Source organism: Oceanimonas aquatica (genome assembly GCF_030732065.1).
Taxonomy (GTDB): Bacteria; Pseudomonadota; Gammaproteobacteria; order Enterobacterales; family Aeromonadaceae; genus Oceanimonas.
Genome location: NZ_JAVBHX010000005.1, coordinates 55326 through 67502, shown reverse-complemented (window position 1 = coordinate 67502; position 12177 = coordinate 55326). Strand labels below are relative to the sequence as shown.

Genomic DNA, 12177 nt, shown 5'->3' with positions numbered 1-12177 from the left:
GGGGCGGGCCTTTGTCGGCACTAGCGGCAAGCCTTACTTGGCGATGCGCTTGTACTTGATGCGGTGAGGCTGAATGGCCTCGGCGCCGTAGGTTTTCTTCTTCCAGTCTTCGTATTCGGTGAAGTTGCCTTCGAAGAATTCCACCTTGCCCTCATCCTGGTAGTCGAGGATATGGGTGGCGATACGGTCGAGGAACCAGCGGTCGTGAGAGATCACCATGGCGCAGCCGGGGAATTCCAGCAGGGCGTTTTCCAGGGCGCGCAGGGTTTCCACGTCCAGGTCGTTGGTGGGTTCGTCGAGCAGCAGCACGTTGCCGCCGGTCTGCAGCAGCTTGGCCATATGCAGACGGCCGCGCTCACCACCAGACAGCTCGCCAACCCGCTTTTGCTGGTCGGTGCCCTTGAAGTTGAACCGGCCGAGATAAGCCCGGCTGGGGATCTCCAGGTTGCCGATGCGCATCATGTCGAGGCCGCCGGACACTTCTTCCCATACGGTCTTGTTGTTGTCCATGGCGTCGCGGAACTGCTCCACCGAGGCCAGCTGCACTGTGTCCCCAAGGGTGATGTTGCCGGAGTCCGGCTGCTCGGCACCGGTGAGCATGCGGAACAGGGTGGACTTACCGGCACCGTTGGGGCCGATAATGCCGACAATGGCGCCCTTGGGAATGCTGAATGACAGATCGTCGATCAGCACACGGTCGCCGTAGGACTTGGTCAGATTCTCAACGTCCACCACCTTGTCACCCAGGCGCGGACCGGGCGGAATGAACAGCTCGTTGGTCTCGTTGCGCTTCTGGTAATCCTGGGTCTGCAGCTCTTCAAAGCGGGCCATACGGGCCTTGGACTTGGCCTGACGACCTTTCGGGTTCTGACGCACCCACTCCAGTTCCTTTTGAATGGACTTCTGGCGGGCGGCTTCGGAGGATTGCTCCTGGGCCAGACGCTGATCCTTTTGCTCCAGCCAGGAAGAGTAGTTGCCTTCCCAGGGAATGCCTTCGCCCCGGTCCAGCTCCAGGATCCAGCCGGCGACGTTGTCGAGGAAGTAACGGTCGTGGGTAATGGCCACGACGGTGCCTTCGTAGTCGTGCAGGAAGCGCTCCAGCCAGGCCACGGACTCGGCGTCCAGGTGGTTGGTGGGTTCGTCAAGCAGCAGCATGTCGGGCTTTTCCAGCAGCAGCTTGCACATGGCCACTCGGCGGCGCTCACCACCGGACAGCTTGCCTACAACGGCATCCCAGGGCGGCAGGCGCAGGGCGTCGGCAGCGCGCTCAAGCTGGTTGTCGAGGTTGTGGCCGTCGTGGGCCTGAATAATGGCTTCCAGCTCGCCCTGGCGCTTGGCCAGCTTGTCGAAGTCGGCATCCGGGTCGGCGTAGGCGGTGTAGACCTCGTCCAGCTCCTTGAGGGCGCCGGCCACTTCGGCTACGCCTTCTTCTACTTCCTGGCGCACGGTGTGCTCGGGGTTGAGCTGGGGCTCCTGAGGCAGGTAGCCGATCTTGATGCCGGGCTGGGCGCGGGCTTCACCTTCAATCTCGGTGTCGATGCCGGCCATGATGCGCAGCAGGGTGGACTTACCCGCGCCGTTCAGACCCAGAACACCAATTTTGGCGCCGGGGAAAAACGACAGGGAGATATTTTTCAGAATATGACGCTTGGGCGGAACCACCTTGCCCACGCGGTGCATGGTGTAAACAAATTGAGCCATTTCTATATTGTCCTGATAAATCAGTGAGTTGACAGGCCATATTGGCAGGCTTTGCTAGGGAATGCCTAACGCCTGCGGCCAACGCAGGGCCATGGCGCTATATGGTACTTGGCTGGGCGGGGAATGCCAGTGGCGAGTGGGGTGAAAAAGTACAGGCAGCCGTGCTGGTGCTTCGCATTGCGGTGTGTCTGACCTAAAACCCCGCTCGATGAGCGGGGTTTTTCTATCAGGATTTGGTCTTCAGGGTTTCCTTGAAGGACTGATCCACAAAGTCGCCGGTGGCGGGGTGGAATTCCTTGCCCTCATAGGTGGTTTTCATGACGATGTCGCCGTTAATCAGCTGCTGGGCCAGTTCATCCAGTTTGGCGCGTACCTCGGGGGACACGTCGTCCGCCAGGGTCAGCTTGACCACCTCGCCCTGACCCAGGCCGATTTCGGTAATCTGGTTGGGCTGCCATTCGCCATTGGTGAAATCCTGGGCGGCGTTCAAAATGGCCACGCTGGCATCGGCCACTGCCGAGCCCACGAAAGTGTCGTCCACCTGGGTCCAGTCGGACACATTACCGATATGGCGTACGTCGCCATTGTGCTTCTTGATCTCGTCAATCACGCCCTGGCGACCGCCGTTGAGCATGGTGTAGATAACGTCAACACCCTGTTCAATCTCGGCGGCGGCCGCGTCGGCATTGATGCCGGTGTTGTCCAGATCACCGGTGAACCAGGTCAGGTATTTGGCGTCGGGGTTGACGTGCATCAGGCCGTCATAAAAGGCGGCGCGGCCAATCAGGCCCGGCTTGGGCCAGGCACCGGAAATATGGCCCACCACATCCGATTCGGTGGTCAGGCCCGCCAGCGCACCGGCCAGCCAGGCGGAGTCTTCCTGGCGCACCACATAGCTCGACAGGTTGGGCCCCTGCACATGGCCCTGAATGACCACAAACTTGATGTCGGGGAATTCTCGGCTCACGGTCTCGGCCGGGCCGTTGCACTGGCCTCCGTGGGCGATGATCATGTCCGGGCCTTTCTTGGCCAGCTCGCGCATGGCGTCGGTGAGCAGCACCGGATCCGAGGTGGCGGAAATATTGGATACAAAGCTGGCGTTTACATCCAGCTGATCGCGAATCTTTTCATAGCCACGGTGAGCGGCCTGCATAAAGCCGCCGTCGTCGTGCTTGCCGGGGATCAGCACGGCAATGTCGGTGTCGGCAGCCATGGCCTGCGCCAGGGGAGTGAGGGCCAGGCCGGCGGCGATCAGCAGGTTACGTCCGATTCTGTTCATGGTTTCTTCCTTGATTGTTTCTGCGTCAGCTGTGGGTTGTGAACTTTATTGGTGAGGCAACCCTATACTTTTGTCTTATTGGTGTTAACGGGTTGTTGTTTTTGTTGCGGGAGACGTCACAAAAACGAAGGGAGAACAAGGCAGGGTGGGGAATAAGTCAACAAGGCCGCTCCGGCGCCGAAATGGGCTCGGCCAGGGTCATAAAAGCGCGTGCGGCGGCGCTCTGATAAGCCCCCTTTCTCAGCAACAGCACGGCGGTGCGTTTCAGCTCTGCCGGTGTCAGCGTCAGGGCCACCAAATCTTCCCGTTCCTGCGTTAACTGGGCGGGCAGCAAGGACGCCAGCGGGGTGTTTCTGACCACTTCGATCACCGCGTTGACCGAATTGGCTTCCATCATCACCCTGGGCTGCAAGTCGTGCTGACGGCAATAACGATCGATTTGCTCGCGGGTGGCAAACTCGCCATTGAGCAGTACCAGCGACAGCGAGCCCAGGATCTGGGCGTCCAGACGCTGCTGTCCGGCGAGTGGGTGCTCTCGGTTGATCACCAGCGCCAGCCGCTCCTCCAGCAGGAAACGGGATTCGATATCGGGGTGGTGCACCTCTTCAAAGGCGATGCCCAGATCGAAGTCGTCATCGAGCAGTCGCTCTTCCATGCGTTCCTGCGACATCTCTTCAATCTGTACCCTGATATTGGCATGACGCTGGTGGAAGCGACGCACCAATGGGCCAATCAGGTAAGGCGTAAAGGTGGGGGTAATGGCGATGCGCAGGGTACCGCGACTGAGATCGCTCACATCATGAATGGCCCGCTTGCCTTCTTCAAGCTCCCGCAGCACCCGGCGGGCGTAGTCGGCATAGATGTCACCGGCATCGGTCAGCGCAATGCTGCGCCCCGAACGATCGAACAGGCGGGTGCCCAGGCTTTCTTCAAATTGTTTGATTTGCTGGGACAGCGCCGGCTGCGACACATGCAGTGCCGAGGCTGCCCGGGTGAAGTTACGGTGTTCGACCACGGCCAGAAAGTAACGAAGGTGACGCAACAGCATGGTGTTTACCTATAAGTTTAAATTATTGCTTTAATTGTAAATGGGTCTTTCACCTTATTAAAAGGGCGGCGTACCATCTCCTCATCGATTAGCGAGTGGTCCGGAGAGCCCAATCATGAAAGAGATCATCGAAGGTTTTTTGAAGTTCCGCGAAGAGGTATTTCCGATACACGAAGACCTGTTCCGGGGGCTGGCGCATCAGCAGCGTCCGCGCACCCTGTTTATTTCCTGCTCTGACAGTCGTCTGGTCCCCGAGCTGGTGACCCAGCATCAACCCGGTGGTCTGTTTGTGATCCGCAACGCCGGCAACATCGTGCCCTCTTACGGGCCCGAGCCGGGCGGAGTATCGGCCTCGGTGGAATATGCCGTCACCGCCCTGCAGGTAACGGATGTGGTGATCTGCGGCCATTCGGATTGTGGTGCCATGAAGGCCATTGCCACCTGTGCCTGCATGGACGAGATGCCCGCCGTTGGCAGCTGGCTGCGCTATGCCGACTCGGCCCGCATCGTCAACCAGGCCCGTCATTATGCCAGCGAGCGGGCGCGTATCGAGTCGATGGTCCGCGAAAACGTGATTGCCCAGCTGGCCAATATACAAACCCACCCTTCGGTACGCCTGGCGCTGGAAGAAGGCCGGCTGGCCCTTCACGGCTGGGTGTACGACATCGAATCGGGACGCATTGAGGCCTTTGACGGCGCCAGCCGTAGCTTTGTGTCCCTGGCCGAGCACACCGAGGTCTGCGCAACGCCCGCGCAGTTTGCCACGGCGGTGTAACGCCCTCCCTTGTTCCATTCATCAACCCTGAAGAGGTAATACCATGCTACATGCTCAAAACAGTAAAGATGCACGCCTGGCCCTGACCGATCGGATTATGGCCATCAAGGGCGAAAAGGACCTGTCCTATGCCCAGCTTGCCGAGGGCACCGGCCTGAGCACCACCTTTATTACCGCGGCATTGCTGGGCCAGCATCCGCTGCCGGCCGAAGCGGCTGCGGTGGTGGCCGAAAAACTGGCGCTGGATGCCGAAGCGACCGCTCTGCTGCAGACCATTCCGATGCGCGGCAGTCTGGAGCCGGGCGTGCCGACGGACCCGACTGTTTACCGCTTTTACGAAATGCTGCAGGTGTACGGCACCACCTTCAAGGCGCTGGTCCATGAAGAGTTCGGCGATGGCATCATCAGCGCCATCAACTTCAAGGCCGATATCAAGAAGGTGGAAGATCCGGAAGGCGGCTCCCGTGCCGTGATCACCCTGGACGGCAAGTTCCTTCCTTACAAACCGTTCTGATGCTTTCGGTATAAAAACGCCGGTGCCAGGCACCGGCGTTTTCACGTCCTGGTTTTACTGCTGCCAGTCGTCTTCTCTCCGCTGTATTTTGCCGTTCATTTTGACATGAGGGCCTTGCAGGCCATGTGATTGCGCTTTGTTACGCTGAAGCGTGCGCTTTCAGGGATCAGCATTTTTAAAAAAGAATATTGTACAAGGGAATGGTGTTTGTATAACCTTTCTCGGTGCTTGTACAACCTTTTGCTGTTTGTATAAGAATTTACCCGGTTTGATTGTTTCCTGTGTGACGACGTTGCCGTGCCGAATGGCGGTACCAGATAACATACCTTGTGGTTGCCTTCCAACCTGATGTCCCTAATGGAGCCTGATGATGATGATGTTGCGTAAATGGTCGATTAAAACGCGTTTGCTGGTGCTGACCGGGGTGTTGCTGCTGGGCTGTCTGTTAATGGCCCTCAGCGGACTGACGGCGCTGCAGCGCAGTGTGGCGGGACTTAATACCGTGTATCAGGACAGGGTGGTACCTCTGCGGGATCTCAAGGTGATCGCTGATATGTATGCGGTGAATATTGTGGGCAGCAGTCAGAAGGTACGCAGTGGTGATCTGTCCCATGAGCAGGCTCTGGATGAGCTGGACAAGGCAAACCGGCAAATAGATATATACTGGCGTGATTACATCTCGACCCAGATGGTGGCGGAAGAAGCACGACTGGTCGAGGAACTGGAGCCGCTGATGAAGGCCACCAAGGCGCCGTTGTCCCGTCTGGCAGACATCTTGCGCCGGCAGGATGATCAGGCGCTGACCCAGTTTGTGCGCCAGGAGCTGTATCCCTTGATCGATCCGTTGGCAGAGCGCTTTGACCGTCTGATGGAAGTGCAACTGGAGCAGTCCCGGCTGGAATATAACCATGCCATTACGGCTTATGAGCAGGCCCGCAATGGTGTGATTGGCCGGCTGCTGCTTATGCTGGTGCTGGGCGGGGGGCTGGCGTTGTGGCTGATCCGCAGCATTATTCAGCCGCTGGAAACTCTGAAAGACGCGGCCGCCCAGGTAGCCGACGGAGACCTGCGCCATGCAGTGGAGCACAGTGGTAATGACGAAATTGCTCAGGTGCAGCAGTCGGTACGCGAGATGCAGCTGGCGCTCAATACCACGCTGCGGGAAATTCAGGGATCCTCCACTCAGCTGGCGGCGGCAGCGGAAGAGCTGCATGTGGTGACCGGAGAAACCACCAGAGGTATCAGCCAGCAGAATGAAGAAGTGCAAATGGCGGCCACGGCGGTCACCGAAATGTCGGCGGCGGTAGAAGAAGTGGCCGGCAATGCCAACCGCACTTCTTCGGCTTCCAGTGAAACCTCCCGGGTGGCGGAAGAGGGGCGTCAACAGGTGTCGGCAACTCGTGGCGTGATCGATCAGCTGGCAGATCAGCTGGACAATACTTCCGGCACGGTAGAGCGGCTGGCCACCGAAGCGGCCAATATCGGTCAGGTGCTGGATGTCATCCAGGCCATTGCCGAGCAGACCAATCTGCTGGCGCTGAACGCGGCCATTGAAGCGGCCCGGGCCGGTGAAGCGGGGCGCGGCTTTGCCGTGGTCGCCGACGAAGTGCGCAATCTGGCCCAGCGCACCCAGAGCTCTACTGCCGAGATTGAGCGAATTATCTCCACCATTCAGCAGGCCACCGGCGAGTCGGTGAATGAAATGCAGCAAAGTGCGGATTATGCCAGCCGCAGCCGCTCCATGGCCGGTGAGGCGGAGCAGGCGCTGAATCGCATCGCCGAGCGGGTGGGCGAGATTAACGACATGAACCTGGTTATTGCCAGTGCAGCAGAAGAGCAGGCCCAGGTGGCCCGAGAAATCGACCGCAACCTGGTGACCATCAGCAGTATTGCCGAGCAAAGCGCCACCGGCGTGACCCAGACCTCGTCGGCAAGCGATGAGCTGGCCAGGCTGGCCGGACAGATGAGTCAGCTGGTGGGGCGCTTTCGTTTGTCGGCGTGATGATGCAATGGGTGGGTTCTGAGCATACAGCGCCAGAACCGGCCGGCGGCCGCAGAGGCCGCCTTTTTTTATTTACTGCTCTTTCTCCATCAGGACCTCGGTGGCCTGGATCTCGTGTTCCTGCAAAAAGGCCAGCAGTTTCATCATGTTGCCCACGGTCACGGCGCTGTCCGACGCCAGCATCAGGTTTGCCTTTTTCAGGGCTTCCAGCTGGCTTTCCAGCACCGGCCTGAAGGCGGCCCAGTCTTCATATTTTTCTCCCTGCAGTGCCCAGGCCGGGCTGCCCGCCAGCAGGTTGATGGTCATGCTCTTGTCGTCCTGCACCACCGACAGCGCCTCGCTGTCGGTTTTGGGCAAGTCCACTTCAAGGGACTGCAGCGGAATGTTGGCGGTGAGCAGCAAAAACACCAGCACGATAAAAATGATATCGAGCAGGGGGGTAATGTCGGGGGTCATGGCGCGCCAAGCGGACTGGTTCGCCTCCGGGCTTTTGATCATGCACGGCCTCCCAGCCCCAGCCCTTCCAGAAACAGGTTGCAGCGGTTCAACTCGTGGGTCAGGCGGTCGAGCAGGCGGTCGGCCCAGAGACCGAACAGCTGGGCCCCGGCAATGGCGGGCAGAGCAATCAGCAGGCCGGCGGCAGTGGTGCTCATGGCCAGGCCCAGGCCATCGGCGAGCAGCGCCGGGGTGACCGGCTCACCGCTTTCGCCTATGCTTTTGAACATGTTTATCAGGCCCAACACGGTTCCCAGCAGGCCCAGCAGCGGGCTGATGACGCCCACCAGGGTCAGCACCCGCAGGCCGGAATGCAGCCGGCCGCGCTGCTGCTGCAGCCAGACCGCGGCCAGGTCTTCACGAATGGCCTTGGAGCATTCCTGATGCTCTACCAGCAGCCTGCACCCCTGCAGCATCACGGATGCCGGGGTTTTGTCGTCCCTGTCGGGGTAGGACAGGCCCTCTTTGCGCAGCCGGCGCTTTTCCTGCTCACCGCGCAGGCTGGTCCACAGCAGGGTGAGGCTGCGTTCCAGCCACAGCGCCAGGGTGATGATGGAGCAGACGATCAGGGGCCAGCTCATCAGGCCCAGTTGTGAATGCAATTGATTAAGAAACGCCATGATTTAGTCCAGTTTGAAACGAATGGGGATCTGTACGCGGTGAGCCAGGGCCTGGCCGTTTTCCACGTAGGCGGAAAAACGCCACCTGGCGATGGCCTTGAGCGCGGTTTTGTCGAGCACTTGCACGCCGGAGGAGCGGGCCAGCACCCGTTTGGTTTGTTTGCCTTGCTCATCCAGCCACACTTCCACTATCACGGTGCCTTCAAGGCCGCGGCGCCGGGCCTGCACCGGATAGGCAATGGGGGAGGGCCGGGTGCGGAAGCTCGGCTTTTCAATGCGCTTGGGGGCGCTGTCTTTGGTCTGAGTCTGTGGCTTGAGTGCCTGCTTGACCGGCTCGGGTGGGGGCTCGGGCAAGGCTTCGGGTACCGGCTCCGGCCTGGGTGCCGGTCTCGGTTTCGGCTCCGGCGTCGGCTTGGGTTCCGGTCTCGGTTTCGGCCTGGGTTCTGGTTTCGGCTCTGGTTTCGGCTCCGGCCTGGGGGCCGGTTTTGGCGGCTCCGGCGGCGTGGTCACGGCAGGCAACATGCGCACACTGATGGGCCCCGGGTTGTCAGCCGGCGCCAGTGCAATTTCCATGGGGGTTCGCTCCATCGCATGAGCCAGCAAGCCATGCAGCAGCAGTGAGGTCACAGCAAAGAGGCCGTAGCGTCGAACACTCAAGGTAACTCCCGGTCAGGTTTAAGAGAGAGGCACGGAGTGCCATAGCATACGTATTTTTATGATGATGTCTATGGTAATGATAATGGGTTTCATTTATCTGTTTGTTTCTACCGAGTGCCGAGCTTCCCGTCCCGTGAGGGCTGTTGTATGGTCAGGGTTGCCCCTGGTCGCATCGAAAAAACGGGTTGGATGACGGTCTTTCATGCCTGAAGGAATGGCAACATGGTAGATAACACAGAGAAACAGGCGCGGCGGCAGGGCCGGCTGGCGCCGGAAATGTATGAATTTCGGGACAGCATAAAAACCCTGATGCTGGCCACGGTAAATGCCGAGGGCATGCCCAACGTCAGCTATGCGCCCTTTGCCCTGCGGGAAGACGGTTATTACATTCTTATCAGCGAGCTGGCTCGCCACACACAAAACCTGCTGGCCAACCCGGTCGTCTCGCTGATGATGGTGGAGGATGAGCAGGACTGCCGCACCCTGTTTGCCCGCAGGCGGCTGACCTTTGACGCCTGTCCCGAGCGGGTGGAACGCAACACCGAGGCCTGGCAGGCAGGCATAGCGGCGCTCACCGAGCGCCATGGCGACACCGTCACCGGCCTGACCGGCCTCGGCGACTTTCATCTGTTCCGGCTGGTGCCTGTTCAGGGATTGTTCGTCAAGGGCTTTGGTCAGGCTTTTGCGGTAAGCGGCGACGACCTGGTGAACGTGCAGCCCCTGACCGGCGGTCACCGGCCCCTGGTGGCCGGCAAGCGCGGTTAAACCCCCCAAACAAGCCCGTGAGTCACTGATTTGCGTGGGCTTTTTGTTTTTTGTTTGCAACCAAAGCGGCGCTGTGCCAAAACAGGGCACATACTTTGTGTTAATCGTGACGAACCAGAAAAAGGAAGTTTCTCATGGCCCTGGAACACGTTGGCGACATCATGACCCGCGATCTGCTGACCCTGGATCAGACCGCGACCCTCAAAGACGCTCACGATCTGATGCGGGAGAAAAGCATTCGCCATATTCCGGTGGTGGATCCGCTCACCGGCAAGCTGCTGGGCGTGCTCACGCAAAAGCGCATGATCGCCACCATCATGAGCCTGTTGTCCGACTATGGCGTCAGCGCTCTGGAGCGGCGGGAGCGCCAGTGCCGGGTAATGGAAATTATCGACGCAGACATGGAAAGCGTGGACGTGCAGGCACCGCTCACCGAGGTGGTGGACTTTTTTCTCAGCAACAAGCACGGCTGCCTGACGGTGGTGGATGAAGAAGGCCGGCTGCAGGGCATGGTCACCTCGTCCGACTTTGTGCGTTTGTGCGCCGAGTTGCTGAAAACCCGGCATTAATCTTTCTCATTTCTCAAAGGCGCAGCCCGGCTGCGCCTTTTTTTTGGAGCTTTCATGTTCAGCCTGTCTCATCTTTCCGCGGGCTTTATTGCCGTGCTGGTCGGCTACAGCAGCTCGGCCGCCATTATCTTTCAGGCGGCGGCATCCGCCGGTGCCAGCCAGGCCCAGACCAGCTCCTGGATGTGGGCCCTGGGGCTGGGATCGGGCCTGACCACCCTGCTGCTGACCCTGCGGTACCGTCAGCCGGTGCTCACCGCCTGGTCCACGCCCGGTGCGGCGCTGCTGGTGACCGCCCTGGCCGGCCTGCCCATGAGCGAGGCGGTGGGGGTGTTTCTGTTCAGCTCGGCGTTGCTGCTGATCTGTGGTCTCACCGGCTGGTTTGATCACATCATGCGGCTGTTGCCCGGCGGCCTGGCGGCGGCCATGCTGGGGGGCGTGCTGCTTAACTTTGGGCTGGATCTGTTTGTGTCGGTGCAAACGGCACCGGTACTGGTGATCACCATGCTGACAGTGTATCTGGCGTTGCGCCAGCGGCTGCCCCGTTATGTTATTCCCCTGTGTTTGCTCACCGGGCTGGCACTGGCGGCGGGGCAGGGGCTGCTGCACCTGGAGCGGCTCGACTGGCAGCCGGCGAGCCCCCTGCTGATGTGGCCCGAGTTCAGCCTGGCCAGCCTGATTGGCGTGGGCATACCGCTGTTTATGGTGACCATGGCTTCTCAGAACGTACCTGGGGTGGCGGTGTTGCGGGCCCACGGCTATGAGGTACCGGCCTCGCCTTTGGTGAGTGTGACCGGCTTCGCCGGTGTGCTGCTGGCGCCCTTTGGCGGCTTTGCCTTTAATCTGGCGGCGATCAGCGCCGCCATCTGCATGGGGCCGGAAGTGGATGCCGCGCCCGAACGGCGTTACAAGGCCAGCCTGTGGGCCGGGCTGTTTTATATTCTGATGGGGCTGTTTGCCGCCACCGTGGTGTCGCTGTTTGCGGCCCTGCCCAAGGAGCTGATCATGGCCATCGCCGGCCTGGCGCTGCTCGGCACCATCGGCAACAGCCTGACCCTGGCCCTGTGCGATGAGCACGAGCGCGATGCGGCCCTGCTCACCTTTATGGTGACGGCGTCGGGAGTGTCGTTGCTGGGTATTGGCAGTGCTTTCTGGGGGCTGGTGGTCGGGGGCGGGGTGCACTGGCTGAATCAGCTGCGCCTGAAAAAACAACACGGCCACCCCAGGGGTGGCCGGTAAACTCTGCTCAGGGCATCAGCACGGTGTCGATGGCATGGATCACACCATTGCTGGCTTTGACATCGGCCTGCACCACAATGGCGTCGTTAATCATCACCTGGTCACCCGAGGTGCTGATGGCAAGGTCGCCACCCTGCACCGTGGTGGCGCTGTCGGCCTTCATGGCATCGGCGGCCATAATTTTTCCGGGCACCACATGGTAGGTCAGGATAGACACCAGCTGCTCCTTGTTCTCCGGTTTCAGCAAGTCTGCCACGGTATTGTCGGGCAGCTTGGCAAAGGCCTCATCGGTAGGCGCAAACACGGTAAAGGGACCTTCTCCCTTTAGGGTGTCTACCAGATCGGCGGCTTTCACCGCGGTGACCAGGGTGGTGAAACTGCCTGCCGCGACGGCGGTATCCACAATATCCGCTTTTTCTTCGTGATGGGCGGCCATGACGGTGCTGGCGCCCAGCAGGGTCAGTGCGGCGCAGCTGGCTGAAAAACGACGTGCCATTGTATTCATGTTTCCTCCGG

13 protein-coding genes are annotated in these 12177 nt (G+C 60.1%); 6 read left to right on the top strand and 7 right to left on the bottom strand.

The genetic code is table 11. The features are described 5' to 3' along the window. Positions 1–33: 33 nt before the first annotated feature. The 3 genes from ettA to cynR all read right to left on the bottom strand — a co-directional run bounded on the left by ettA (position 34) and on the right by cynR (position 4028). Positions 34–1701 (bottom strand): energy-dependent translational throttle protein EttA, encoded by a 1668-nt coding sequence (gene ettA / locus Q9290_RS08615; RefSeq protein ID WP_306079238.1) that lies wholly within the window; start codon positions 1699–1701, stop codon positions 34–36. Between the two features lie 226 nt (positions 1702–1927). Beyond that, on the bottom strand, positions 1928–2980 hold the full coding sequence (locus Q9290_RS08610; protein WP_306079237.1) for a BMP family protein: 1053 nt from the start codon (positions 2978–2980) through the stop codon (positions 1928–1930). A 157-nt stretch (positions 2981–3137) separates the two neighbouring features. After that, positions 3138–4028: a transcriptional regulator CynR gene (cynR, locus tag Q9290_RS08605; RefSeq protein ID WP_306079236.1), complete on the bottom strand. Its 891-nt coding sequence runs from the start codon at positions 4026–4028 to the stop codon at positions 3138–3140. A gap of 115 nt (positions 4029–4143) precedes the next feature. Here cynR and Q9290_RS08600 point away from each other — a divergent pair, with 115 nt between their 5' ends. The 3 genes from Q9290_RS08600 (at position 4144) to Q9290_RS08590 (ending at position 7319) form a co-directional block, all read left to right on the top strand. Further along, positions 4144–4803, top strand: coding sequence for a carbonic anhydrase (locus Q9290_RS08600; RefSeq protein ID WP_306079235.1), 660 nt, complete (start codon positions 4144–4146; stop codon positions 4801–4803). Between the two features lie 43 nt (positions 4804–4846). Further along, entirely contained in the window at positions 4847–5317 is a 471-nt protein-coding gene (gene cynS / locus Q9290_RS08595) for a cyanase (protein WP_306079234.1), read from the top strand. 367 nt (positions 5318–5684) lie between these two features. Continuing rightward, the gene (locus Q9290_RS08590) at positions 5685–7319 is read left to right on the top strand and encodes a methyl-accepting chemotaxis protein (RefSeq protein WP_306079233.1); all 1635 of its coding nucleotides are present in this window, start codon (positions 5685–5687) and stop codon (positions 7317–7319) included. Positions 7320–7391: 72 nt separating this feature from the next. On the opposite strand, the gene Q9290_RS08585 is transcribed toward Q9290_RS08590, so the two are convergent. Genes Q9290_RS08585 through Q9290_RS08575 form a run of 3 tightly spaced genes read right to left on the bottom strand, consistent with a single transcriptional unit; the run spans position 7392 to position 8788 of the window. Then, positions 7392–7817: an ExbD/TolR family protein gene (locus tag Q9290_RS08585; RefSeq protein WP_306079232.1), complete on the bottom strand. Its 426-nt coding sequence runs from the start codon at positions 7815–7817 to the stop codon at positions 7392–7394. Further along, positions 7814–8434: a MotA/TolQ/ExbB proton channel family protein gene (locus Q9290_RS08580; RefSeq protein WP_306079231.1), complete on the bottom strand. Its 621-nt coding sequence runs from the start codon at positions 8432–8434 to the stop codon at positions 7814–7816. Before Q9290_RS08580 ends, Q9290_RS08585 begins: the two co-directional genes overlap by 4 nt. Positions 8435–8437: 3 nt before the next feature. Continuing rightward, positions 8438–8788, bottom strand: a complete 351-nt coding sequence (locus Q9290_RS08575) for an energy transducer TonB (RefSeq protein ID WP_306079230.1) — start codon at positions 8786–8788, stop codon at positions 8438–8440. Positions 8789–9313: 525 nt separating this feature from the next. On the opposite strand from Q9290_RS08575, the gene hutZ reads away from it, so the two are divergent. The 3 genes from hutZ to Q9290_RS08560 all read left to right on the top strand — a co-directional run bounded on the left by hutZ (position 9314) and on the right by Q9290_RS08560 (position 11661). Further along, entirely contained in the window at positions 9314–9856 is a 543-nt protein-coding gene (gene hutZ / locus Q9290_RS08570; RefSeq protein ID WP_306079229.1) for a heme utilization protein HutZ, read from the top strand. Positions 9857–9990: 134 nt separating this feature from the next. After that, on the top strand, positions 9991–10425 hold the full coding sequence (locus tag Q9290_RS08565) for a CBS domain-containing protein (protein WP_306079228.1): 435 nt from the start codon (positions 9991–9993) through the stop codon (positions 10423–10425). 54 nt (positions 10426–10479) lie between these two features. Next, complete coding sequence (locus tag Q9290_RS08560; protein ID WP_306079227.1) at positions 10480–11661, top strand: benzoate/H(+) symporter BenE family transporter; 1182 nt, start codon at positions 10480–10482, stop codon at positions 11659–11661. Positions 11662–11668: 7 nt separating this feature from the next. Here Q9290_RS08560 and Q9290_RS08555 read toward each other — a convergent pair whose 3' ends face one another. Next, a complete protein-coding gene (locus tag Q9290_RS08555; protein WP_306079226.1) occupies positions 11669–12166 on the bottom strand; it encodes a fasciclin domain-containing protein in 498 nt (165 codons plus the stop codon). Positions 12167–12177: the final 11 nt, after the last annotated feature.

Bases quoted from the DNA above. Each gene is read 5' to 3' on its own strand.
- ettA (WP_306079238.1), bottom strand. From the start codon at position 1,701: ATGGCTCAATTTGTTTACACCATGCACCGCGTGGGCAAGGTGGTTCCG.
- Q9290_RS08610 (WP_306079237.1), bottom strand. From the start codon at position 2,980: ATGAACAGAATCGGACGTAACCTGCTGATCGCCGCCGGCCTGGCCCTC.
- cynR (WP_306079236.1), bottom strand. From the start codon at position 4,028: ATGCTGTTGCGTCACCTTCGTTACTTTCTGGCCGTGGTCGAACACCGT.
- Q9290_RS08600 (WP_306079235.1), top strand. From the start codon at position 4,144: ATGAAAGAGATCATCGAAGGTTTTTTGAAGTTCCGCGAAGAGGTATTT.
- cynS (WP_306079234.1), top strand. From the start codon at position 4,847: ATGCTACATGCTCAAAACAGTAAAGATGCACGCCTGGCCCTGACCGAT.
- Q9290_RS08590 (WP_306079233.1), top strand. From the start codon at position 5,685: ATGATGATGATGTTGCGTAAATGGTCGATTAAAACGCGTTTGCTGGTG.
- Q9290_RS08585 (WP_306079232.1), bottom strand. From the start codon at position 7,817: ATGATCAAAAGCCCGGAGGCGAACCAGTCCGCTTGGCGCGCCATGACC.
- Q9290_RS08580 (WP_306079231.1), bottom strand. From the start codon at position 8,434: ATGGCGTTTCTTAATCAATTGCATTCACAACTGGGCCTGATGAGCTGG.
- hutZ (WP_306079229.1), top strand. From the start codon at position 9,314: ATGGTAGATAACACAGAGAAACAGGCGCGGCGGCAGGGCCGGCTGGCG.
- Q9290_RS08565 (WP_306079228.1), top strand. From the start codon at position 9,991: ATGGCCCTGGAACACGTTGGCGACATCATGACCCGCGATCTGCTGACC.
- Q9290_RS08560 (WP_306079227.1), top strand. From the start codon at position 10,480: ATGTTCAGCCTGTCTCATCTTTCCGCGGGCTTTATTGCCGTGCTGGTC.
- Q9290_RS08555 (WP_306079226.1), bottom strand. From the start codon at position 12,166: ATGAATACAATGGCACGTCGTTTTTCAGCCAGCTGCGCCGCACTGACC.